Annotated in this window: 19 protein-coding genes and 1 pseudogene; 11 read left to right on the top strand and 9 right to left on the bottom strand. The window is 55.9% G+C overall.

Annotated elements, in window-relative coordinates; all coding sequences use genetic code 11:
* The first annotated feature begins 284 nt into the window (after positions 1 to 284).
* Complete coding sequence (nadC, locus tag GIW04_RS05100) at positions 285 to 1,133, top strand: carboxylating nicotinate-nucleotide diphosphorylase (protein WP_120248754.1); 849 nt, start codon at positions 285 to 287, stop codon at positions 1,131 to 1,133.
* Positions 1,134 to 1,207: 74 nt separating this feature from the next.
* Positions 1,208 to 1,696 carry a MarR family winged helix-turn-helix transcriptional regulator gene (locus tag GIW04_RS05095; RefSeq protein ID WP_120248753.1) on the top strand — a complete coding sequence of 163 codons (489 nt, stop codon included), beginning with the start codon at positions 1,208 to 1,210 and terminating at the stop codon, positions 1,694 to 1,696.
* Between the two features lie 60 nt (positions 1,697 to 1,756).
* On the opposite strand, the pseudogene GIW04_RS05090 reads toward GIW04_RS05095, so the two are convergent.
* Positions 1,757 to 2,031 (bottom strand): annotated as a pseudogene (locus GIW04_RS05090) (IS4 family transposase); the annotation flags it as partial.
* A gap of 35 nt (positions 2,032 to 2,066) precedes the next feature.
* On the opposite strand from GIW04_RS05090, the gene GIW04_RS05085 reads away from it, so the two are divergent.
* On the top strand, positions 2,067 to 2,285 hold the full coding sequence (locus tag GIW04_RS05085) for a hypothetical protein (protein ID WP_120248752.1): 219 nt from the start codon (positions 2,067 to 2,069) through the stop codon (positions 2,283 to 2,285).
* An 80-nt stretch (positions 2,286 to 2,365) separates the two neighbouring features.
* Here GIW04_RS05085 and GIW04_RS05080 read toward each other — a convergent pair whose 3' ends face one another.
* Positions 2,366 to 3,340, bottom strand: a complete 975-nt coding sequence (locus GIW04_RS05080; protein WP_120248751.1) for an inovirus-type Gp2 protein — start codon at positions 3,338 to 3,340, stop codon at positions 2,366 to 2,368.
* A 419-nt stretch (positions 3,341 to 3,759) separates the two neighbouring features.
* On the opposite strand from GIW04_RS05080, the gene GIW04_RS05075 reads away from it, so the two are divergent.
* The 7 genes from GIW04_RS05075 (at position 3,760) to GIW04_RS05045 (ending at position 16,631) form a co-directional block, all read left to right on the top strand.
* Complete coding sequence (locus tag GIW04_RS05075; protein ID WP_120248750.1) at positions 3,760 to 6,948, top strand: helicase-related protein; 3,189 nt, start codon at positions 3,760 to 3,762, stop codon at positions 6,946 to 6,948.
* A gap of 3 nt (positions 6,949 to 6,951) precedes the next feature.
* Positions 6,952 to 7,704 (top strand): DUF4391 domain-containing protein, encoded by a 753-nt coding sequence (locus GIW04_RS05070; protein ID WP_120248749.1) that lies wholly within the window; start codon positions 6,952 to 6,954, stop codon positions 7,702 to 7,704.
* Positions 7,705 to 7,739: 35 nt separating this feature from the next.
* Positions 7,740 to 9,719: a site-specific DNA-methyltransferase gene (locus tag GIW04_RS05065; RefSeq protein ID WP_413469042.1), complete on the top strand. Its 1,980-nt coding sequence runs from the start codon at positions 7,740 to 7,742 to the stop codon at positions 9,717 to 9,719.
* A 1-nt stretch (position 9,720) separates the two neighbouring features.
* Positions 9,721 to 10,356, top strand: a complete 636-nt coding sequence (gene darT / locus GIW04_RS05060; protein WP_120248748.1) for a type II toxin-antitoxin system toxin DNA ADP-ribosyl transferase DarT — start codon at positions 9,721 to 9,723, stop codon at positions 10,354 to 10,356.
* A 14-nt stretch (positions 10,357 to 10,370) separates the two neighbouring features.
* Complete coding sequence (darG, locus tag GIW04_RS05055; RefSeq protein WP_120248747.1) at positions 10,371 to 11,429, top strand: type II toxin-antitoxin system antitoxin DNA ADP-ribosyl glycohydrolase DarG; 1,059 nt, start codon at positions 10,371 to 10,373, stop codon at positions 11,427 to 11,429.
* 130 nt (positions 11,430 to 11,559) lie between these two features.
* The gene (locus tag GIW04_RS05050; protein WP_120248746.1) at positions 11,560 to 14,580 is read left to right on the top strand and encodes a type III restriction-modification system endonuclease; all 3,021 of its coding nucleotides are present in this window, start codon (positions 11,560 to 11,562) and stop codon (positions 14,578 to 14,580) included.
* 23 nt (positions 14,581 to 14,603) lie between these two features.
* Positions 14,604 to 16,631 (top strand): ATP-binding protein, encoded by a 2,028-nt coding sequence (locus GIW04_RS05045; RefSeq protein WP_120248745.1) that lies wholly within the window; start codon positions 14,604 to 14,606, stop codon positions 16,629 to 16,631.
* A gap of 382 nt (positions 16,632 to 17,013) precedes the next feature.
* Here GIW04_RS05045 and GIW04_RS05040 read toward each other — a convergent pair whose 3' ends face one another.
* On the bottom strand, positions 17,014 to 17,250 hold the full coding sequence (locus tag GIW04_RS05040) for a hypothetical protein (RefSeq protein WP_003194531.1): 237 nt from the start codon (positions 17,248 to 17,250) through the stop codon (positions 17,014 to 17,016).
* Between the two features lie 506 nt (positions 17,251 to 17,756).
* Here GIW04_RS05040 and ycaC point away from each other — a divergent pair.
* A complete protein-coding gene (gene ycaC, locus GIW04_RS05035; RefSeq protein ID WP_034126871.1) occupies positions 17,757 to 18,389 on the top strand; it encodes an isochorismate family cysteine hydrolase YcaC in 633 nt (210 codons plus the stop codon).
* A gap of 131 nt (positions 18,390 to 18,520) precedes the next feature.
* Here ycaC and GIW04_RS05030 read toward each other — a convergent pair whose 3' ends face one another.
* The 6 genes from GIW04_RS05030 to GIW04_RS05005 form a co-directional block, all read right to left on the bottom strand.
* Entirely contained in the window at positions 18,521 to 19,678 is a 1,158-nt protein-coding gene (locus GIW04_RS05030; RefSeq protein ID WP_120248744.1) for a glutathionylspermidine synthase family protein, read from the bottom strand.
* Positions 19,679 to 19,689: 11 nt separating this feature from the next.
* Positions 19,690 to 20,400, bottom strand: a complete 711-nt coding sequence (locus tag GIW04_RS05025) for a DUF1190 domain-containing protein (RefSeq protein ID WP_003194537.1) — start codon at positions 20,398 to 20,400, stop codon at positions 19,690 to 19,692.
* An 18-nt stretch (positions 20,401 to 20,418) separates the two neighbouring features.
* Positions 20,419 to 20,847, bottom strand: a complete 429-nt coding sequence (locus tag GIW04_RS05020; RefSeq protein WP_003194539.1) for a DUF350 domain-containing protein — start codon at positions 20,845 to 20,847, stop codon at positions 20,419 to 20,421.
* A gap of 15 nt (positions 20,848 to 20,862) precedes the next feature.
* Positions 20,863 to 21,537 carry a DUF2491 family protein gene (locus GIW04_RS05015; protein WP_034133854.1) on the bottom strand — a complete coding sequence of 225 codons (675 nt, stop codon included), beginning with the start codon at positions 21,535 to 21,537 and terminating at the stop codon, positions 20,863 to 20,865.
* Positions 21,524 to 22,558 (bottom strand): ion channel, encoded by a 1,035-nt coding sequence (locus GIW04_RS05010; protein WP_003194545.1) that lies wholly within the window; start codon positions 22,556 to 22,558, stop codon positions 21,524 to 21,526. Before GIW04_RS05010 ends, GIW04_RS05015 begins: the two co-directional genes overlap by 14 nt.
* Before the next feature lie 72 nt (positions 22,559 to 22,630).
* Positions 22,631 to 22,974 (bottom strand): rhomboid family intramembrane serine protease (locus GIW04_RS05005; protein ID WP_236478941.1); only part of this gene is annotated, 344 nt, incomplete at its 5' end.

Here is a 22,974-nt window from a genome sequence, read left to right as displayed (position 1 = left end):
AAAAACTACTCCGCCTTTGCTCCTGCATGCTCTGCCTCATCGTCGGGACAGCCCCACCGCCTGGAGTGGCTTGGATCATGTCCGAGCGCGAGCGCGCATCGACTTGGCGCACAAACTTATGTATCTAAGTTAGATATCTAAGATACTATGCATCGGCGGACTGTCAAGGGGGTGCCAGGGAAAAAATGCAGCAGCGGATAACCGGTTCCGAGCGCAAGCCAAGGCCGGTGTTTTCCCGATCCGCGTCCGAGGTCCGCATACCTCTCAACTTTCTGGAAAGCGTTATGTACGACATCCATCTCGACCGGCTCGGTGACACCATCCGGGCAAACGCGCAGGCCGCGCTCGCCGAGGACATCGGCCACGGCGACATCACCGCGCAGTTGATTGCGGACGGCTGCATGGGCCAAGCGCGGGTGATCAGCCGTGAGAAAGCAGTGATCTGTGGCACTGCCTGGGCCGAAGAGGTCTGCCGACAGGCCGATCCGAGGCTGGTAGCCGAGTGGCATGTGGCCGATGGCGAATCCGTCGAGCCCGATCAGCTATTGCTGCACATCACCGGTCCCGCCAGGGCGTTGTTGAGCGCCGAGCGCAGCGTGCTCAATTTCCTCCAGTTGCTATCCGGCATAGCCACTCGCTGCCGCCGTTTTCAGGACCAGGTGGCCGACACTGGCGTCAAACTGCTCGATACCCGCAAAACCCTGCCGGGCCTGCGGCTGGCGGAGAAATACGCCGTCCTGTGTGGCCAATGCCACAATCATCGCCTCGGCCTCTACGACGCGTTCCTGATCAAGGAAAACCATATCGCGGCCTGCGGCGGCATCGCTCAGGCCGTCGATCTTGCCAGACAGCTAGCGCCAGGCAGACTTATCGAGGTAGAGGTGGAAACGCTTGCCGAGTTGCACTTGGCACTGGCGACCGGAGCAGAGATGATCATGCTCGACAATTTCAGCGCCGAGGACATACGCCGCGCGGTGGCGATCAATGCCGGCAAGGCCAAACTGGAAGCGTCCGGGGGAATCAATGAAGGTAATCTGCGGCAAATTGCCGAGACCGGAGTGGATTACATTTCCCTCGGTACCTTGACCAAGGACGTAAAAGCTATCGATCTGTCGATGCGCCTGTCCATCTGAGCCAGCACGATAGACACCCTGTTCGACTCCGCTGCGCAAGCAGCCGGGCACCACGATTTTGAAATGGATAACCGATGAGACAGAAAAACGACCATACGGCACAGCAGGTTCTACGCCACTGGAGAGAGGAGGTTCCCGACGACCGACTGGCCCACTTGGTCCGGGACGCCGCGCGGGTATTGACCAAAAGCCTGCAGTTGCGCCTGGCCGAACACGATGTCAGTTTCGGGCACTGGGCCTTTCTCCGCGTGCTATGGGTCACCGAAGGCCTTACGCAACGGGAGCTCAGCGATCAGGTCGGGCTGATGGAGCCAACCACGTTTACCGCGCTGAAAGCCATGGAGTCCCAGGGACTGATTGAACGGCGCTTTCAGGATGGCAACCGAAAGAAGATCTACATCTACCTCACGCCGAAAGGCCGCGACCTGAAGGACGTCTTGATACCCATCGCGGAAGAACTCAACGAGGTGGCGATCCGCGGGTTGTCCGAAAGCGAAATCAAGGTAGTGCACCGAGCGTTACTGGGCATTATCGAGAATCTCGTCGATGCGGGTGCGGTGTAAATTGCCAGAGCCATCTCGGATCCAGGCCCTGCAGCGGCATCCGCTAGCTGTGATCTCACGGCTGACCAGCAGGTGGCTGGTCAACTCCATCTGACACACCATGCGCACTTGGGGAAAGCTGGTGCGCCATGCTGGTTGCCGGCACTGCCGTAGCGTTCGCGATTCTCCCGCGTATCGGGTGTGCGCCAGACGAGGCCGTCGACACTGAGCAAGCGTAAACCTGCCCAAGCCGGGTGGTTGGCGGCCGCGTGCCAGCGTTGCTGAGTCAGGGCACAAATCTCACGAACCGCCTCGCTGCCGAGACGTTGACGCCCCTGGACCACAGCGCTGGGCGCTGAGCGGTCGTCGCTCAAGCAATCAGGAGCCCCCCATGATCAGCGCTACTCCGGGCGAGATCATAGAACTGCTGCGTGATCTGCATAGACACGCCCTGGAGACAGAGCAAGCAGAGCAGGCAATTCTGCGCAAAGCTCAAGAACACCTAAACCAACTATCTGATACGCCATGCAGCGAAACTGAACGGCGCCTGCTACACGGAGTGATCCGCCGAGCGGAAGCGACACTAGGGCTGAAAAGTCAGACCAAATGAGCCGCCCTAGGCAGCGCTTGATTGCACCACGCGCTAGGTGCTCTTCAGCTTGCTAAGGATTCAGCTCCAGCGCGGCAGCCTTAATCACCGCAGCCTGACCGTCTCATCGTGCCCTTACGCAGGCAGCGAGCCCCCTCAGGCTTCAAGCGCAGGTGCTGACCATTCTTGACCAGATACTTCATCGCTTTGTGCGTATGAGGCCGTATCAACTGATTTCCCCTCTGGATCCGGCCGATGCCACACGCCTCGCCATATTGGTCCTTGTCATGGTTGCAGCTGTGTGCATATCCCTGGCCACGAGTGATCTCCTCCCACAGCTCGCCGATCTCAATCGCCTTCCAGACATCCCGGCACACCACGTTGCCATTGAAGAAGTAGGCGGCATGGATGTGATAGCCACTCCCATCACTGCGATCCCCCTGCTCCACTGCACAGATGTAGCCAATGAGGTGTTCGAAAGTCGGATGACGGCTGTGCTTGGCAATCAGAGCATCCAAGTCATCGAACACTTGCTCGACTCGAAGCCTGGCCTGGGCTTCAGTGCGGTAATGCAGATCGACCCTGATGATCGTGGTGCGTGAATAGAAGCTCATCACCCCATCTGCGTACTCGGTGATTTCTCTCTCCTGTTGCTTAGCCAGATCACTACGATCCTTATCCCTACGCCGATACCACTGCTCTCGGGTCAGCTGACGGATCCGTGTAGTCAGCTCGTTCATGCTGTGGTGATGACTGAGCCAAGCCGTTCCCCTCTCATTCCGACAGACAGGGCCATTTGGATCACGCTCGAGGCCGATGTCCTGACAGGCCTCCCTGAACGCTTGCAGGTGCTCGCTATAACGATACTCACAGCGGTCATCAAACACATCAACCATCTGCTGAATGTGATCGAAGTAGCGTGAGATCCTGGTTCGCTCATATCTGTCATAGGTCGAGTGTTCACCCCTGATTCGGAATGCGGGTATGTCATACAGCTCGATAGCCTTCACGAGTCGTTCGATCTGGACTGCGGTAGCGGACTGTGAACGATGGGTATAGGTGTGGCGCTTGGTCATGGTGGTGTACCTGGATGGTTGAGGCATACCAGATACGTGGTGTGTATTTTTAAACCGACACCGATGGCCTATCCCTAGTCTGAATAGCAGGTGCTCCGTGACCATAAGGACGATAGCTTTCGATTGTTTTACATCTAAATAATTATTGTTAATAGCTAGTAGCTATATCACTAGAAGCAGCATCGCCCCGGAGGATCCTTCTCGGTCAGACAGGGCAATGGAATGCATATCCCCTCGTTAAGCAGGAAAGTTTCCAGCCTGGTGTCTATGGGAGTTAGCTGAGATCAGTACCAGACGGCGCGGTCCGTACCGGTATGCCATTTCATACGAGCCGGAGCGATTCACATTGATCCTGCGTGAATCCTCAAAACACGTTTAAGATACTGGCAAACTTGAATCACTGCGCAAGGGAACTCGCAATGAGGTTGATTCAGAACGCTGGTCAAGATCGCGTTATCGATTTGCTCCACGAACAGATGAAGCCGGACCACCAGTTGGCCTGCGCCTCTCCAGCACTCTCCTTGTTCGCCTTTTCTGAGCTGACCAAGTCTCTCGCTAAGCTGAAGAAGGTTCAGTTGATCCTACCGGCGGACAGCGAGAGCCTGGCGCTGCTGGGTGAAGAAGCGGATCGTGCCGCACGCAATCGGCTTATTACACGCAGCCTAGCCCAGCGCTGCTACCAGTGGCTAAACGCCAAAGTCGAGTTGAAGCGCGCAAGCTCTGTGATACCCCAGGGCATCGGCTTACTTCGAGACGCAGCTGGCGGGCCTAATCAGGTGGTAATGGGCTCTTTCGCTCTGACCACAGACGGCCTCGGCTTAACGCCAGGCAACCCAATGAGCCTTATCCAAGCCAGCGAGTCACCCGAGGAAGCAGCCATGTTTGCACCTTGGTTTGATAACCAATGGCAGACACTGATTTCCCGCCCCAGCGACAAAACCGAACTACTCGATACGCTGCGCGATATTGCCGAGCAGCGCTCGCCAGCCACACTATACAACTTGATCCTTCATCAGCTGTTTAAGGAGAAAGACGACGGGTTGGATGAAGAGCGTGTAGTGAAATCCGCCACAGGAATTCGCAACACCGTGGTCTGGAACAAGCTCTTCAAATTTCAACGCGACGGCGTGGTGGGCGCTATCGACAAGCTCAATCGCTTCGGCGGCTGCATCATTGCTGACAGCGTAGGTTTGGGTAAAACCTTCGAAGCGCTCGCAGTGATCAAGTACCACGAACTGCGCAATGACCGCGTGCTGGTGCTGTGCCCGAAGCGCTTGAGAGATAACTGGACTATCTACAAAGCAAATGACCGGCGTAACGTACTGGCGTCAGATCGCTTCAACTACGACGTGCTGAATCACACTGACCTTTCACGTGATGCGGGACTCTCCGGTGACCTCGATCTGTCCCACATCAACTGGGGCAATTATGACCTGGTAGTGATCGACGAATCACACAACTTCCGCAACAAGAAAGCACCGCGCCAGGGACTGGAAACGCGCTACGACCGACTCATGCGCAGAATCATCCGCGAGGGCGTAAAAACCCGCGTTCTGATGCTATCAGCGACGCCGGTTAACAACCGCCTGGCCGACTTGCGCAATCAGATTGCCTTTGTCACTGAGGGTGACGATAACGCGTTGTTTGAGCATGGCATCAGCAGTATCGAATCGACCACACGCAAAGCGCAGCTGCAGTTCAACCGCTGGCTGGATTTGGATGAGAGCGAAAAAACCTCAGAGCGCCTGATCGAAATGCTCGGTTTCGATTACTTCACGCTGCTCGATCTGTTGACCATCGCACGCTCCCGCCGGCATATAGAAAAATATTACGGCACCAGTGAAACAGGCCGTTTCCCAGATCGCCTACCGCCTATCAACATCAAAGCCGATGTGGATGCAGACGGGCAGTTCCGTGCCATTCGCGAAATCAACCAAGAGATTCGCCGCCTCAACCTCGCCAGCTACGCTCCACTGCGTTACGTCTTGCAGCATAAGCAAGCGGCCTACGATGCCAAATACAGCACTGAGATCCGCGGGGGTGAGAGCTTCTTCCGCCAGGCCGATCGCGAAGAGAGCCTGATCCACCTGCTGCGGATCAATGTTCTAAAGCGTATGGAAAGCGCGGTATCGTCTTTTGCCCTGACCCTTGAACGGCAGCTCAACGATGTCGAGCACACACTGGACCGTATCCAGCAGCATGCCCATGAAATTGAAGAGATTGATATTGCGGATGTCGATATAGATGACCCAGCGTTTGAAGCACTGCTGGTAGGGCGCAAGGTCAAGGTTTTGCTAGCTGACGTTGACTTGGTGCGCTGGAAGCAAGACCTACTCGAAGACCGTAACCGCCTGGCAACTCTGCTATCTGCTGCTCAACAGGTACAGCCACACCGAGATGCCAAACTGGCGGCCTTGCGCAAAATACTCGCAGATAAATGCCAGAACCCCATCAATCCCGACAACCGTAAGGTCATCATCTTCACAGCCTTTGCGGACACCGCCCGCTACCTCTACGAACAGCTGGCTCCATGGGTCAATGAATCGCTCGGTGTTCAAGCTGTCTTGGTTACCGGTTCCGGTCGCAATCAAAGCACGATCCCAGGGCTGCGCAAGGATCTGGCCTCGATACTCACCGCCTTTTCGCCTCGCTCCAAAGAGCGCCCCGCCGATATGGCTGAAGAAGGTGAGCTGGATTTGCTGATTGCCACCGACTGCATTTCCGAGGGCCAAAACCTTCAGGATTGCGACTGGCTTATCAATTACGACATCCACTGGAACCCAGTGCGCATCATTCAACGCTTTGGCCGTATCGACAGGATTGGCTCGCCCAACGAGCGCATTCAGCTAGTCAACTTCTGGCCCAACATGGAATTGGAGGAGTACATCAACCTGGAACAGCGCGTCAGCGGCCGAATGGTATTGCTCGACATTTCCGCGACCGGAGAGGAGAACCTCATCGAAGAGCAGTCCGGCAACTCCATGAATGACCTGGAGTACCGTCGCAAGCAGCTACTCAAGCTTCAAGATGCGGTGATTGATCTAGAAGACCTGTCCAGCGGTGTCTCCATCACTGACCTGACTCTCACCGACTTCCGTATCGACCTCGCACAATTCCTCAAGGCCTATCCCGGCCTCTTGGAAAATATGCCGCTCGGGGCGTGTGCCATTACCACCACGCGGGATGTCGACATCCCACCGGGCATCATTTTTTGTCTTCGCGCCGAAGGCGAGGCGGCAGACAAGGTTAGCGATGGCTACCCACTTGCGCCCCACTACCTCGTCCATGTCGCTGAAGATGAGGTAGTGTTGCTGCCGTTCACTCAGGCCAAGCGCATTCTGGATCGAATCAAACGCTTGGCGTTAGGGCGCGAGCTGCCCGACGCTACCGCCGGTGCCCGATTCGACGAGCTCACCAAGAAAGGTGAGGATATGCGCCATGCTCAGAGTCTGCTAGCCGCCGCTGTATCTTCCGTGGCCGGCAAGAGCGAAGAACGGGCGGTCGCGAGCCTATTCAACCCAGAAGGCAGCCATGCGATGAAGGGGGAGTTCGCAGGAATCAACGACTTTGAAGTGATTGCCTTTATGGTCGTATTGCCCCAGGAGTGAGTCGTGACTTCCAAGGACATCATTGCAGCGCTGCAATTGCCTGAGCATGCTCGGATCAATCAGCGCATATCCAAGAAGCTGCTGATCGAAAACTTAATGCCGACAGCAGCTGACCGGCAGCAGATCAATGACGGTATTGAAGAGATCTACTGGATTGCGGCGCTAAAGCCAGCCAACTGCGGCATACCCGACTTCCGCGACGCGCAGCGCGAGTACGTGGAAGTCGCCGTGCTGCACATGATCCTGCGTCCCGATGCTCGCGCCGGCAGGCTAGTCGAACTGCTACACCGCGCAGTCCCACACCCAGCACTGCTGCTGATCAGTCAGCAAGACTCCATACAACTATCCCTCAGCCACAAGCGTTGGGCGCAGAACGAAGCTGGCAAGATTGTGCTGGATGGCACGATCTTCACTGAAAGCCTGTCCCAAACGTCCCAGCTCACCATGGCGTTTCTCAATGTAATGGGAATAGACCACCAGCCACGCAGCAACCTGGAAGCCTTTTACCAAGGCTGGATTGATACTCTGCAAACCCTTCAGGCCGCGCAGCACACCGGCAGTTTTCGCGTCGCCAAATGCCAACTCGACGCAACAACACGACATGTGGCGCTGCAGGTCTGCAGCGAACTGGAAGCCAAGATCCTCGCTCTGCGCGCCAAGGCCCAAAAGACACAGCAGATTGCCCGTCAGGTTGAGCTCAACATGCAACTGAAACAGTTACAACAAGCACTCGGCGAGGCTCAAGCAAAGCTATAAGCCTGTAGGCGCAGCGAATAAGCCGCCAGAGCCCCATGTACACGCAAAAATATGCCGAAATGGAATACCATGCCAGCCAGCATTACACCGTGCCTGCGAACAAGTACGTGCAGGCAGACCGTGAGGGAATTAGCAGAATGACCATGCAAAAAATCGACGCCCAGTCGCCGGAAGCGCACAGCGCCGACCTCAAGGCCGAAAACATCGCCAAACTCAAAGCCCTGTTCCCTGAACTGCTTAATGAAGGCCCCAACGGCGTGGCCATCAATCAGGATGTGCTCAAGCAGCTGGTCGGCGACGCCACCGCAACAGACGCGGACGAAAAATACGGCCTCAACTGGCACGGCAAACGCGCAGCTCGCCAACTGGCGCTTACCCCCAGCACCGGTACGCTGTTGCCGTGCGCCAACGAGAGCGTGGACTGGGACAGCACGCAAAACCTGATGATCGAGGGTGATAACCTCGAAGTGCTCAAATTGCTGCAAAAGAGCTATGCCGGCAAGGTCAAACTGATCTACATCGATCCGCCGTATAACACCGGCCAAGACTTTGTGTACCCAGATAACTTCCAGGACAACTTGAAGAACTATCTAGAAATAACAGGCCAGCTTGATTCTGGCCTCAAGGTGAGCACCAACAACGAAAGCTCTGGGCGCTACCATACTGACTGGTTAAATATGATTTACCCACGACTCATATTGGCACGAAGCCTGCTGAGCTCTGATGGGGTAATTTTTATTTCAATAGATGATCATGAAATACATCATCTGCGGTCGATGGTGAGCGAAATTTTCGGTGAGGAAAACTTTGCGGCAACAGCCATCTGGGAGAAAGCCGATTCCCCGAGAAACTCAGCCCGTCAATTTTCTGAAGACCATGATTACATTCTTATTTTCTCGAAAAATCCTGAGTGGACTCCAGATAGATTGCCACGCACAGAAGCATCGAACTCTATCTACTCAAACCCAGACAATGATCCTCGAGGAGAGTGGCTGCCGGGAGACCCTTATGCGAACAAACCTTACTCAAAAGGAAAGTTCTCTATCGCAGGTCCAACAGGCAGAACCTTTTCCCCTCCACCTGGTAGGTTTTGGCGTATATCTGAAGAAAAGCTTAGAGCACTGGATGCAGATGGGAGAATCTGGTGGGGCCCAAAGGGAGATGCTCGCCCTAGTATAAAACGGTATTTGACCGAAGTGGCGGACTTGACTCCCCGCACACTTTGGAGAAAAGAAGATGTTGGCAGCAATAGGACATCAAAGAATGAGCTGAGATCTCTTTTCCCAGAAAGCGAGTCATTTGACACACCAAAGCCAATACGACTAATAGAACGAGTTTTACAACTTGCAACATCGCCTAAATCTGGAGATCTCATCCTAGACTTTTTCGCAGGGTCCGGAACTACAGGACACGCGACCTACTCTCTGAACACTGCGGATGATGGAAACAGGCGTTTTATTCTGGTGCAGTTGCCAGAACCAATATCGTCAGGTCCCTTTGAAAATATCGCAGAGATCACCAAAGAGCGTTTACGGCGCTCGGGAGCAAAAATCAAAGCTGATAACCCTATGTTCTCTGGTGACACAGGATTTCGGGCATTCAAACTGGACAACTCCAACATTCGCGCCTGGAACCCATCGTCAACCGATGTTGCAGCGGACCTACTAGCTCATGAGGATCACGTTATTGAAGGCCGGAGCGAATCCGACATTCTTTACGAACTGCTACTCAAGCTTGGCCTAGATCTCTGCGTGCCGATTGAACAACAACACATCGCTGGTAAGACAGTACACAGCATCGGCGGCGGAGTGCTCCTGGCCTGCCTTGCAGAACACATCACTCGCGATCAGGTTGAAGACCTGGCGCAAGGCGTCATTGCTTGGCACAAGGCACAAGCCCCTGCCAGCGATAGCACATGCGTATTCCGCGACAGCTCATTTGCTGATGACATAGCCAAAACCAACTTAGCTGCCATCCTTAACCAAGCTGGCATCAAGAACGTGCGGAGCCTATAAAATGGCCGTGCCTGCACAACCCAAGATTTACCATATCTGCCACGTGGATCGCTTGCCGTCCATCATCGCAAGCGCAGGCTTGTGGTCTGATGCGGTACTGTTGAATCAGGCGCTGCCAGGCACGGTCATTGGCATGAACCACATCAAGCAACGCCGCCTCCAACTGAAGCTGGCGAGTCATCCGACCTTGCATGTGGGTGAGTGCGTGCCGTTCTATTTCTGCCCCCGTTCGGTGATGTTGTACCTGATCTGCCGTCAAAACCAGGATCTAACGTACAAGGGTGGCCAAGGGCCGATCGTACATTTGGAAGCAGACATGCACGCCACAGTGCAGTGGGCCAACGCTCAGGCCAGGCGCTGGGCGTTCACGCTGTCCAATGCCGGGGCATACTATTTCGAAGACAGAGCGGATTTGGCCCGGCTCAATGAGATTGACTGGAACGCCGTGCAAGCACGCGACTGGCGTCAGTGCAAGGAAGGCAAGCAGGCCGAGTTTCTTCTCGAAAACAGCTTTCCCTGGCACTTGATCGAGCGAATAGGGGTGCAGTCCAGGCAAATCTATACGCAGGTAGCTAATGTGTTGCCTGCACAAGGGCACAGACCAACAGTCGAGCTACGCCCTGAGTGGTATTACTGAATGAAGAGTCAGTCATGATCGAATTTACCAGCGGCGACATTCTGCGGGATGAGTCTGAAGCCATCATCAACACAGTGAACTGTGTCGGCGTGATGGGCCGTGGCATTGCGTTGCAGTTCAAAAACATGTGGCCAGAGAATTTCAAAGCCTATGAGGCTGCCTGCAAGCGCGAAGAGGTACAGCCCGGTCGGATGTTCGTATTCGATACAGACCAGCTCACGCTGCCGCGTTACATCATAAACTTCCCTACCAAGCGTCACTGGCGCGGTAAGAGCCGCATTCAGGACATAGATACGGGCCTCAGCGCTCTGGTGACCGAAATACGCAGCCGTGGCATCCGCTCAATCGCAATCCCTCCGCTGGGTAGCGGTTTGGGCGGGCTCGATTGGGCTGACGTGCGTCCACGTATCGAGGCGGCCATGGCTAACCTGCCGGACGTACGTGTTCGCATCTACGAACCTAAGGGTGCACCAGCAGCAGACACAATGCACCACAGTCGTGAAGTGCCGAGCATGACCGCCGGGCGTGCTGCACTTGTCGAGCTGATGAGTCGCTATGTGCGAGGGTTACTTGATCCGACGATCAGCCTGCTGGAGGTGCACAAGTTGATGTATTTCATGCAGGCGGCGGGAGAGCCCTTGCGTCTGAAGTACGTACAAGCCGCTTACGGCCCCTACGCCGAGAACCTGCGACATGTACTGCGGACGATTGAGGGGCACTTGGTTGCTGGCTATGCCGATGGTGGAGATGCGCCCGACAAACCATTAACGCTGGTGCCTGGCGCAGTCGAGGAGGCGAATGCCTTCCTGGAAGCGAACGCTGAGACTCGTGCCAGATTTGACCGAGTCGGCGAGCTAGTGGAGGGGTTTGAAACGCCTTTTGGCTTGGAGCTGCTCGCCACGGTGCACTGGATCGTCAAGCAAGGCGAGCCCGTAGCCAGCGTCGATGAGGTTGTCGCCCGCACATACGCCTGGAATGCTCGCAAGAGGCAATTCACACCGCGTCAGATTGGTATCGCCGTTGACGTACTGGCAACCAAAGGCTGGATTGAGCCCTTCGCGCTGAGCACCTGAACCAATACTGCATGCTCCGAACCGGTTCGCGCTGATGGTCGTTAACGCCATCGCTCAGCAAGAATCGGAGTAACCGATTGACAGGATCTCTTCGCCCTTACGCAAGAGCGAACTTGGATATGGATGAAACATGAAACTGCACTTCGAGCCAGATCTCGACTACCAATTACAGGCGATCGAAGCAGTCTGCGATCTGTTCCGTGGTCAGGAAGCTTGCCGAACCGAATTTACGGTCACGATGAAAGCTCCCGCCCCAGCAGAAAGTGATCTATTTCCTGGCACCGCCCCACAGCAGTTTGCGCTAGGCATCGCCGAATCCGACCTGGGCGTGGGTAATCGCCTGACGCTGCTCGACGATGAACTGCACAGTAATCTGAGCGACATTCAGCTGCGCGGCGGTCTACCGCCCTCCGGCATGCTCGTTTCAGGCGACTTTACCGTCGAAATGGAGACCGGTACGGGAAAGACGTACGTTTATCTGCGTAGCATCTTTGAGCTTAATAAGCGCTACGGCTTTACCAAGTTCGTCATTGTTGTACCTTCGGTTGCAATCAAGGAGGGCGTCTACAAGTCCCTGCAAATCACCGAGGATCACTTCAAAGGCCTTTACGCGGGCGTGCCCTACGACTACTTCCTCTACGACTCAAACAAGCTCGGTGAAGTCCGCAACTTTGCGACCAGCTCAACCATCCAGATCATGGTGGTCACCGTAGGCGCGATCAACAAGAAGGACGTCAACAACCTCTATAAGGACAGTGAGAAGACCGGCGGCGAGAAGCCCATCGACCTGATCAAGGCTACCCGACCGATTCTGATTGTCGATGAACCACAGAGCGTGGATGGCGGCCTCAAAGGTGCTGGTAAAAGCGCACTGGATGCGATGAACCCGCTATGCACCCTGCGCTATTCCGCAACACACGTAGACAAGCACCACATGATCTACCGGCTAGATGCGGTTGACGCCTATGAGCGCCGCCTGGTGAAGCAGATCGAGGTTGCCTCAGCTACCGTGGAAGACGCCCACAACAAGGCATTTGTTCGCTTGGTGGCGGTGAACAACAAGCGTGGCACGATCTCCGCCAAAGTCGAGTTGGATGTGGGCACCGCCACTGGTAGCGTCGTCACCCAAGAAGTCACGGTCTACGACGGTGACGATCTGCAACAGGCGACCAAGCGTTCGGTTTATCAGGATATTCGCATCGGTGAAATCAACACAGCCAAAGGCGAAGAATTCGTAGAGCTACGCTACCCTGGCGGCGAGAAGTACCTACGCATCGGTGAAGTTCATGGCGGCGTAGAGCCACTAGCCATTCAGCGAGAAATGATCCGCCGTACTATTAAGGAGCACCTGGACAAGGAAAAGCGCTTCCGCCCCATTGGCATCAAGGTGCTGTCTTTATTTTTCATCGACTCGGTCGAGCGCTATCGCCAATACGATGCCGACGGCAATCCGGTGAAAGGTGTGTACGCGACTATCTTCGAAGAGGAATACAAACGTTTCGCCAAACACCCGGACTATCAGAGTCTTTTCAGTGAGGTCGACCTCAACCACAGCGCTGAAGAAGTTCACAACGGCTACTTCTCCATCGACAAAAAGGGTGGTTGGTCTGACACCACCGAGAACAACGCCGGCAACCGAGAAAATGCTGAGCGCGCCTACAACCTGATAATGAAGGAAAAGGAAAAGCTGCTCAGCTTCAGCACACCTCTGAAATTCATCTTTTCCCACTCGGCGCTCAAGGAAGGTTGGGACAACCCCAACGTGTTCCAGATCTGCACGCTGCGCGATATTCAAACGGAGCGCGAACGCCGGCAAACAATCGGTCGCGGCCTGCGCCTATGCGTCAACCAAAAAGGTGAACGGGTGCGCGGCTTCGAGGTGAACACCCTCACGGTGATTGCGACTGAAAACTACGAATCCTTCGCTGAAAACCTGCAGAAAGAGATCGAAGAAGACACCGGCATCCGCTTCGGCATCGTCGAAGAACACCAGTTTGCGGCTGTTGCCATCATCAACGCAGATGGCGAGCCCAAGCCGCTTGGTTTTGAACAGTCGAAGGTGCTTTGGGACTTCCTGAAAGCTCAGCATTACGTCAACGCCAAAGGCCAAGTGCAAGACTCACTGAAGCAGGCACTCAAAGAAGGCGTGTTGCAACTACCACCAGAGTTCGAGGCTCAGCGCTCACAAATAGTTGAGCTACTGAAGAAGGTCTCCGGCCGCCTGGAGATCAAGAACGCTGATGAGCGCCGCACTGTTCCGACCCGCCAAGCCGTGCTGCAGAGTGAAGAGTTCAAGGCCCTTTGGGATCGAATCAAACACCAGACCACCTACCGCGTTGACTTCAACAACGAACAGCTAATTGCTGACTGCATCAACAACCTGCAGAAAGCTCCCACTGTGTTCCGCCCTCGCCTGCAATGGCGCAAAGCGGATCTGGCCATCGGCAAGTCGGGTGTGGAAGCCAACGAGAAGAAAGGTGCCTACACCGTCACCCTGGATGAAAGCGACATCGAGTTGCCGGACATTCTGACCGACCTGCAGGATCGGACGCAGCTTACTCGTCGCACACTGGTGCGCATCCTCACTGAGAGCAAGCGTTTGGACGACTTCAAGCGCAACCCCCAGCAGTTCATTGAGTTAGCCGGCGAGATTATCAACCGCTGCAAGCGCTTGGCGTTGGTAGTCGGCATCAAGTACGTAAAACTGGGCGGTGAAAATTTTTACGCTCAGGAGCTTTTCGAACAGCAAGAACTGACGGGATACCTGAAGAACATGCTGCTCAACACCGAGAAATCAGTCTATGAACACGTGGTCTACGACTCAGCTATCGAACGTGACTTCGCTCAAGCGCTCGAACATAACGATGCAGTGAAGGTGTACGCAAAGCTGCCAGGCTGGTTCCGCATTCCTACGCCGCTAGGCAGCTACAATCCCGACTGGGCAATACTGGTTGAGCAAGACGGTGCCGAACGTCTCTACTTTGTAGTGGAGACCAAAGGCAGTCTGTTTGATGATGACCTTCGCCCAGGTGAGCAAGCGAAAATCGACTGCGGAACCGCTCACTTCAACTTGCTCGCGAAGAATGAGGCCAGCCTGCGCTTCGGCCGAGCCAGCAGCGTCGATGACGTGATCGCTGGTGTGCTGAACTAAGTAAATTGGATCAAGAGAACCACATGGATAGCACGATGAGCGAAGAGACAGCGGAGCAGCGAAACGGATCAAAATACGTTCATGTTCAAGCGCAGCCGGATCACCTGGAGTCACTCGCTCGCGGAAAGCCAGTCAACGCGCTCGCCGAACTTATCTGGAATGCATTGGACGCCGATGCGGATCAGGTACATATCCGAATCACTGACAATGAACTAGGTAACCCGGTAGAAATTGAGATTTTGGATAACGGCAACGGCATTACTGTGCAGGAGGCTGAGCGAGCTTTCGGCAACCTAGGCGGCTCCTGGAAACGAGATCACAGAGCGACTACCGGCGCACAAAAAAAAATGCACGGTAGGAACGGCAAAGGCCGATTCAAAGCCTTCGCACTCGGGCATGACGTAACCTGGGATACGGCGTTTCTTGAGAGTTCTAACAGGCTGCTTCAGCATGCTATTAAAGGACAGGCTAGTAAGCTGCAAGACTTCGAAATCAAAGAGGCTCACCCGGCTCCAGCTGACCGTCATCGTGGCACGAAAGTCCATATTTCGAACCTTCAAGACTCCCTAGGAGTACTGACACAAGAGGGCTCAGCAGCCAGGCAGTTTGCAGAGATTTTCGCTCTCTACCTGCGCAATTACCCCGCTACCAATATCACTTTCCGTGATGAGCGCATTGATCCGAAATCAGTACAGAAATCGCACGTTTCTGTTGAGCTGCCAGCGTTCCAAGCAATAGATGGAACAGATGTGCAGGCCAAATTAGACATCGTCGAATGGAGTTTTTCAAAAAAAGAGAGACGGATATGCCTCTGCGATACAGATGGCTTTGCGCTTCACGAGGTTGAGGCAGGTATTCGACCGGGAAGTGAATTTAACTTCACGGCGTTCCTTCGCTCGGACTACATCGCGAAGCTGCATCATGAAAATTTGCTCGCGCTCGATGACTTAAATGCCGACCTACGTCGCCTTGTCGACAGCGCACGTACTGCAATGCGCTCTCATTTTCGTCGCAAAAAGGCAGAGACCGCATCAGAGCTGGTTCAGCAATGGAAAGATGAAGGCGTCTATCCTTTCGCTGGAGATGCTGGTGACGAGCTAGAGCAAGCCCGAAGAGAAGTCTTCGACATCTGCGCCCTGAACGTACATCAGTACCTGGATTCTTTTCGCGAGGGACATATTCGGAATCGCCAATTCACGCTCCGAATGATCAAGACCGCTCTTGACGAAAACCCCGAAGCCTTGAAGCGCATTCTTACGGAGGTTTTGGACCTTCCGAAAGAGAAGCAATCGGAGCTTGCCGATCTTCTTCAATACACCACCCTTTCAGCCATTATCGAAGCAAGCAAGCTAGTCACGGATCGGCTGCAATTCCTTGCCGGGCTACATGAGCTTCTGTTCGACGCGGAATCAAAACGCGAGGTTAAAGAGCGCACGCAGTTGCACCGGATGCTGGAGAGTGAAACCTGGATCTTTGGTGAGGAATACCTGCTTACCAGTAGCGATGAGAACCTGAACACTGTCTTGCGCAAACACCTGGGTAAACTGCGTCCGTCCGAAAAAAAGGCAAGAAAGGCAAAAGCGGTGCTCCGAGATGATGGCTCCCAGGCAGTCATCGATTTGCTGCTAGGCCGGGAAGTACCTGCATATGCGAAGACACGCCGAGAGTACTTGGTCGTAGAGCTGAAGCGCCCATCACAGAAGATTGACCTTGAGGTGAAAGCGCAGATTGAGGGTTATGCGATGGCGGTAGCTGCGGATGAGCGATTCGATAAGCACAACACTCACTGGACATTTCTCGCCGTATCGAACGAAATGACTGAGGAAGCGGCACGATCAGTTCGTCAGCAGGGAAAAGCCTTCGGCTTCTTCCATGACGAGCCGAACCTAAAAATAGGTCTGGCTACTTGGAGTGAAATACTCGGCGCTTCACGTGCCCGACTGGAGGCTTTTCGTGAAAAGCTGGATTACACAGCCACAAGAGACGAAGGGGTAGCATTGCTTCACAGCAAGTACTCGCAATACCTCCCCCAATCGCTGCAACCGAAGTAGCCTGATTGAGAACGAGGCACTGCAGCCCCCCCCCGAGACCACGCCTCGCCAGCATGGGGGGACAAATGGGGGGACAATATTTTTCATTAAAAATAAACCATTATAAATCAACAACTTAATGATATTAAAAATCCGGCCACAAGCCGGCTTTTTAATGTCTGCTGAACACGCAATACACCGTCGCGCGCCGTGCTGGCGACGAGCGAAGTTGGCCAGCAGGCCGCTGCTCAAATGATAAGGGAATGTGTTGATATGTCGCCAATAACGACATGAAGGTAAAACGTGTCGCCAAAAATGCCAGATAGCGACATGAACCGGTAAATGAGCAGGCGACCAGTACGACATTGAATCAGCACCTTGCTGACCCAATGCCAATGTCAGCTCACCTGGGCTGCAAACACTCCACCGCCCGATCCGCCACCATCTTCGCCATCTCCACCAAATGCATCACCGCCCTCTGTGGCGCAGCCACTGACTCGCCGATCACCTGCGACGTAGCCAGCGCACAATGCAGCAGCTCAGCCACCTGCACCCAGGCATCCTCGAAGCTCAGTTCTTCATTGACCGTAAATGGGTTGGTTGCGCCTGACGACGGCGAATCCGAAACAACGTTATCCATAGCAAAACTCCAATCGATAATTTGAAGCTGCCAATTACGCGACTAAACGAAAGGTGGCAGCTGTACGCAGGTTAGTCGACCGGTCGATTGGAACCCGGCGCACCCGAAGGTGCCCTGCGCACAGCCACCATAAGATGCAGGCGATGAGGTGCCTGACTCATGAGTTGCATATGCGCCAATCGAATCCGGGCGACTAAACCCGATCACTGAATTAGCAGTGACGGTCAGCAGCCTAGTCACCCAATTCCACTGGCGCAAGCGGTTGGGATTCTCTCGGAAACGTCCTGCAAAGGAAAGGGATCGGACCTGCTGGCTACTCAAAATCAGGCAATTCATTCCTGTTCTGCACAGCAAGCCGGAGGCCTGAAATCGGGCGCCAATCATTGTCCACTTTAAGTTGACAGTAAGACTCCTCCCACCCGATTTATCCCTCATCACCCACCCATTAATCTGTGCCCATGTTGAACGCAACGCCCAACCAACCTAAACAAAAAAAGGATTCAACCATGAGCGCTCCAACCTACAACCGCTTGAACAAAGACGACGCCATTGTTCTGCTGGTCGACCACCAGACCGGCCTGATCTCCCTGGTGCAGGACTTCTCCCCCAACGAGTTCAAGAACAACGTGCTGGCCCTGGCCGACCTGGCCAAGTTCTTCAACTTGCCGACCATCCTCACCACCAGTTTCGAGCAAGGCCCTAACGGCCCGCTGGTTCCAGAACTGAAGGAAATGTTCCCGGACGCGCCGTATATCGCTCGCCCTGGTCAGATCAACGCCTGGGACAACGAGGATTTCGTCAAGGCGATCAAGGCCACCGGGCGTAAGCAGATCATCATTGCCGGTGTGGTGACGGATGTGTGTGTGGCGTTCCCGACGTTGTCGGCGCTGGCGGAAGGCTTTGAGGTGTTTGTGGTGACGGATGCGTCGGGCACGTTCAACACCACGGTGCAGCAGGCGGCATGGAGCCGGATGACGCAGGCCGGTGCGCAGTTGATGAACTGGTTCTCGGTGGCGTGTGAGTTGCACCGCGACTGGCGCAACGATATCGAAGGGCTGGGGAATCTGTTGTCCCAGCGGATTCCTAACTATCGCAATTTGATGAACAGCTACTCGGCCCTGTCTGCTCGCCAGAGCTAAGACTGCCATGCTCCGTATTGAGCCTGCCTGAAAAGGCAGGCTTTTTTATGAGCATAGATTGAGATCCGTGTGGATGACGCGGAGCGTCACTGGATGCGTTACCACGCGGAGCGTGGGAACGATCAACTTCCTTAATCCAGGATCAAGTGCGGCAGAAACCGGCTTGAGTCCTTTGTGATCAAGCTATTGTCCTCGCGCACGCCGATGCCGGCGGCCTGGTCGCCAATGACCCAGGAGCCGATCAGCGTGTAGCTGTCACCAAATTTTGGCAGCGGTGCGAACTCTTGAAGGATGAAGGGCGCATCCGTGTAGGGGCCGTCTTCTTTTACGATGAGGCCTTCGGCGGTTTGCAGTTCGATGTTGGCGCCCTCCCGTGAGAAGAAGGGTTTGCGCACCCAGCCCTTTGGCACGGCTTTGCCTGGATCGGTGTCCAGGTGGGACGCGAGCAGGTTGGGGTGGCCTTTGTTGAATTCCCACAGCAGCGGCAGGATGCCTTTGTTGGAAATAATGGATTTCCACGCGGGCTCGAAGAACTGTGTGTCGCTCTGGGCAATCGCGGCACCAAAGGGTTCGTGGAAGATGAACTCCCAGGCGTGCAGTTTGAACAGGTGGGGGATCCAGCGATCTTCAAGGTCGACGAAGCGGCCTTCGCTGGTCAAGCCGATGTCTTCGATGTCGATGTGGCGCGATTCGATGCCGACCTTTTCGGCGACCAGGCGCAGGTAGTCGGTGGTGCCTTTGTCTTCGACCGAGTCTTTCATCGAGGCGAAGTAGAACGGCTGGTTGACCTGCAGCTGCGCGAAGGCCTGGTGCAGTTTGGTGTCGATGCTGTTGAACTGGTCGGCGTGCTTGGGCAGCAGGCCGCGTTCGATGCATTGTTCCAGCCAGCCCCACTGAAATGCCGCGGCTTCGTAGAGGCTGGTGGGGGTGTCGTAGTTGAGTTCCAGCAACTTGGCGGGCCCGCTGCCGTTGTAGGAGAAGTCCATGCGCCCGTACAGGTGCGGGTGGCCTTCGAGCCATGAGGTGCGGATCATGTCGTAGAAGGGCGCGGGGATGCTCAGGCGTTCAAGCAGCTCTTCGCTGTGGACCACGCGGGCGACGAGGTCCATGCACATGTCATGGAGCTCGGTGGTCGGGTCTTCGAGGTCGCGCTCGATTTGCTTGAGCGTGAACTGGTAGTACGCGCTTTCGTCCCAGTAGGGTTCGTCGTCGATGGTATGGAACAGGAAGCCGAGACTCTCGGCGGTATGTTTCCAGTCATGACGCTCTGCGCATTGGATCTTCTTCATGGCCGGTTTCCTTAGCTGCTCGACCCGCCGCCCCAGCCACTGCGTGCGCTGGCTTTGCTGCCGAAGCCGCCGCGGGAGGTGGCCGATGAAACCGAGCTCGACGTAGGTGAAGAGCGCAGCGTGCTGGTGTAATTGCTGCTGCCGTACCGGGCCTGGTTCGAGCGGCCAAAGGTCGCGCCATTGGACACGCGTTGGTTGAGCGTCGAGTTGCCGTAGTTGCCGCGATCATCGCGATAGCGGTACACCGGTTCCGAGCGGTAGCTGTTGCGGTTGTTGCTCAGCATGTTGCCGATCAGCAGGCCGGTCAGCAGGCTGCTGGTGGAGAAGCCTGAGCCACCGCCGCTGGCCTGAGCGTTGGCCGCTTGCGCATTGGCAGCGTCGACCTGGGATTGGGTCACCTGGCCTTCGGCGGTCAGTTCGAAGCCGCCCAAGCGTGGGATGAATTTGCCGGTGGAGTCTTGCTGGCACCAGTCGGCGACAAAGTCGGCGTCGCAATCGGCCTGGCTGTCGTACACCGGCGCTATGCGGCGATGCTCGGCCATGGCGGTCATGTAGGCGTCCGAGCAGACGTCCACCGGAAGTTTTTCATCGGCGCATTGCTGTACCGATTGGAAGTTGTACTTCTTTTGCAGGTCGTAGGTTTTTTCCGTTGGGCCGCAGCCGGATATCGCCATGGCGACCGACGCTGCCAGCGACAGCTGGACGTACTTGCTTCGTTTCATCGGGAGCTCCGTGGGCAATCAGTTCGAGGTGGGCGTCATGCACGCGGCATTCAGCATGCCGACGCTGATGGCCACCGCGGCCACGTAGATACCGGCCGCCAGTTCGCCCTTCTTGATGCGCTCGGATGTGCCCTTGAGCACCAGGCTGGTCAGCAGGAACGCCAGCAGCTGGACGACGGCGGCGATCACGGCCCAGACGATGAAGTCGAGAACGTTGATCGAGTAAGCAATCACGTTGCTGGCCGGAATGGCGAAACCGACGATGGCACCGCCCAGGGCGACCGCTGCGGAGGTGTTGCCCGCACGGATCAGTTCGAACTCCTTGTGCGGGGTGATGCGGGTGTAGATGAACTGGAACAGCGCGAACAGTACCGCAGCCCCCAGGATGTAGAGGACAAAGCCGAGCACGGCGGCTTTGTTGAGGGAGATGGAGAGTGCTTCTAGCATGGACGGCTTCCTTTTTTAGAGCGTAGTCAGGTCGGTGGTGTACAGCGAAATGCCTAGGGATGTGCTCAGGCTGATGGTGCCTTCGGCATCTTCTTCGACGGAGAACAGCAGAAACTCTCGACGGTCGGTCAGGCCGGTGTCGCGGGCGTATAGCATCGAACGGTGCTCGACGCTGTAGGTGGCTTCTGGGCTGGTGACCTGTTCGCTCATCGCCACCAATTCGGTCTGGCCGTCCTCGCTGCCCCACTCCCGGAAGAACTCGACGCCGTCGTGGGTGTAGGTCGGCAGCCCGATCAGGCTCTGTGGGCCCGCCAGCCTGCGCAGTTCCGCTTCGCTGCTGATGGTGACGTAACTGAGGTAGTTGAACACAATCACCGACTCGACCTGGCCTGCGACCTGGCCGGTGGTGTGCACCTGCAGCCAATAATCTTCGTCGTTCATGTAATAGCGCGACAGCCAGGTGGACTGGCCGAGGTCGATGGTGCCGTTGCTCCAGATTTCCTGGGAGCCGGGGATCACCACGTTGGTTTTTTCATCGAGCAACAATTTAAGGGTGGTGTCGAACATCACCCCCTTGCCCGGTGCCAGGCCCAGCGGGCCGGTGGCTGGCAGGCTTGGGCTGACGGCCCGGTTCGAGTCGGTAGTGGCTTTTGGGGCCTCAAGCCCCATCAACTGTTTAAGCCATCCCATGGGAGATTTCCTTAAGTCGGGTGGAAGCGATATAGAAGAGTTCGCCGCCTTTGACCTGTGTGGCATTGGGCGGGTTGATCGACGCCTGCTGAACACCTTGGGCGCGATAGCCGATGAGGGTGGCGTTGTGGCGTTCCTTCATCTGCGTGTACAGCTCGCCGAAGGTTGCCTCAAAGGCATCGGGCAATTTCATCAGGTATTGGGTGGCGCCCTGCCCCACGCACAGCAGCTCATTGATGACCACCGACGAGCCCGGGTCCTGAGAGGCGCGCACCAGCATTTCGATCGCCATGCTGGACGTGCACTCCAGGCGCGGAGCGTAGGAGCTGGCGAGCGCGGCGATTTCACTTTCGTTGAAGTGGGCGACCACATGCCCCACGGGGCTCAGTTGGTTCACCGCCAGCACGGTGGCCAGCGTCAGGTCGTCAGACGGGGTTCGCACCAGCACACGCTCGGCACCGGGCACACCGGCACGCAGCAACAGCGCGGTGGAAGACAGGCTTTCGCCGCGGATGAACGCTGCTTTGCCCGGCATCGGGTTTTCTTCAAGGCTGCAATCGCAGATCACGATCAGGTTGTCGTTCGAGGTTTCGTCTTGCAGCAACAACTCAATCACCCGCTCGCTGGACGCGCCCTCCCAGCCGATCAGCACGGTATGGCCGACCTTGCCGGTGAAATCACCTTTGCCCTTCATGCCTTTTCTCCATGCATCGATAACACTGCTGGTGGTTTTGCCGATGGCTGCCGTGAGCAGCGCAATGCCGCCGAGCATGACCCAGGCCGCCACGAAAATTCGCCCCGCCGAGGTCTGCGGTGCGAGGTCGCCATAGCCGACGGTGAGTGTGGTGGTGAGATAGAAGTAGATAAACGTGGCGAGAGCGGTGAGGTGTTGTTCGCCCAGCAACACCAGGCCCAGGTAAGCCGTGCTGAGGTGGACACCCAAGGCAACGATCAGCCCTGCCCAACCGAAGCGGTGAAAGAGGGAAGAGGCGTACATGCGTAACAAAAGGAAAATCGACATTTAGCCCCTGGCTCCCTGGGTACTTGAATCCTGACGACAGCATCGCCTCGGCGTTTGGATGCTCAAGTGCGTTCACCCGGCATTAAACCCGCTGCGCGGCGTGGATAGAAGTACCTTGGCTGCAATAAATCCAGCGAGTGCACCAAAGAGGTGACCTTCGAAGGAAATGCCCTGCCGGGGGAGGAAGCCCACGATCAGCCCGCCATACAGCAACGCCACGACAGCGGCGGTTAGCAGGTTGCTCCAGCTTCTATGGAACCAGGCGCGAGACAGTAGATAAGCCCATAGCCCGAACACCCAGCCGCTGGCGCCGACGTGAACGCCTGCAAAACCGAACAGCCAGACCAACGCGCCACCCAGCACAATCACGATTGCGCTGACAGCAATGAAGCGGTGGAGCCCGTCGAGGATAACCA

This window comes from Pseudomonas sp. PA-4-8C (genome assembly GCF_021606625.1).
Classification (GTDB): domain Bacteria; phylum Pseudomonadota; class Gammaproteobacteria; order Pseudomonadales; family Pseudomonadaceae; genus Aquipseudomonas; species Aquipseudomonas lactis.
The sequence above is the reverse complement of the archived record's forward strand: the minus strand, read 5'-3'. Positions and strand labels throughout refer to the sequence as shown.

Excerpts from the sequence above, each read along its gene's own strand:
- GIW04_RS05050 (WP_120248746.1), top strand. The coding sequence starts at position 11,560 with ATGAAACTGCACTTCGAGCCAGATCTCGACTACCAATTACAGGCGATC.
- darT (WP_120248748.1), top strand. The coding sequence starts at position 9,721 with ATGGCCGTGCCTGCACAACCCAAGATTTACCATATCTGCCACGTGGAT.
- ycaC (WP_034126871.1), top strand. The coding sequence starts at position 17,757 with ATGAGCGCTCCAACCTACAACCGCTTGAACAAAGACGACGCCATTGTT.
- GIW04_RS05045 (WP_120248745.1), top strand. The coding sequence starts at position 14,604 with ATGGATAGCACGATGAGCGAAGAGACAGCGGAGCAGCGAAACGGATCA.
- GIW04_RS05075 (WP_120248750.1), top strand. The coding sequence starts at position 3,760 with ATGAGGTTGATTCAGAACGCTGGTCAAGATCGCGTTATCGATTTGCTC.
- GIW04_RS05095 (WP_120248753.1), top strand. The coding sequence starts at position 1,208 with ATGAGACAGAAAAACGACCATACGGCACAGCAGGTTCTACGCCACTGG.
- GIW04_RS05080 (WP_120248751.1), bottom strand. The coding sequence starts at position 3,340 with ATGACCAAGCGCCACACCTATACCCATCGTTCACAGTCCGCTACCGCA.
- GIW04_RS05020 (WP_003194539.1), bottom strand. The coding sequence starts at position 20,847 with ATGCTAGAAGCACTCTCCATCTCCCTCAACAAAGCCGCCGTGCTCGGC.
- darG (WP_120248747.1), top strand. The coding sequence starts at position 10,371 with ATGATCGAATTTACCAGCGGCGACATTCTGCGGGATGAGTCTGAAGCC.
- GIW04_RS05065 (WP_413469042.1), top strand. The coding sequence starts at position 7,740 with ATGTACACGCAAAAATATGCCGAAATGGAATACCATGCCAGCCAGCAT.
- GIW04_RS05025 (WP_003194537.1), bottom strand. The coding sequence starts at position 20,400 with ATGAAACGAAGCAAGTACGTCCAGCTGTCGCTGGCAGCGTCGGTCGCC.
- GIW04_RS05030 (WP_120248744.1), bottom strand. The coding sequence starts at position 19,678 with ATGAAGAAGATCCAATGCGCAGAGCGTCATGACTGGAAACATACCGCC.
- nadC (WP_120248754.1), top strand. The coding sequence starts at position 285 with ATGTACGACATCCATCTCGACCGGCTCGGTGACACCATCCGGGCAAAC.
- GIW04_RS05085 (WP_120248752.1), top strand. The coding sequence starts at position 2,067 with ATGATCAGCGCTACTCCGGGCGAGATCATAGAACTGCTGCGTGATCTG.
- GIW04_RS05015 (WP_034133854.1), bottom strand. The coding sequence starts at position 21,537 with ATGGGATGGCTTAAACAGTTGATGGGGCTTGAGGCCCCAAAAGCCACT.
- GIW04_RS05010 (WP_003194545.1), bottom strand. The coding sequence starts at position 22,558 with ATGTCGATTTTCCTTTTGTTACGCATGTACGCCTCTTCCCTCTTTCAC.
- GIW04_RS05040 (WP_003194531.1), bottom strand. The coding sequence starts at position 17,250 with ATGGATAACGTTGTTTCGGATTCGCCGTCGTCAGGCGCAACCAACCCA.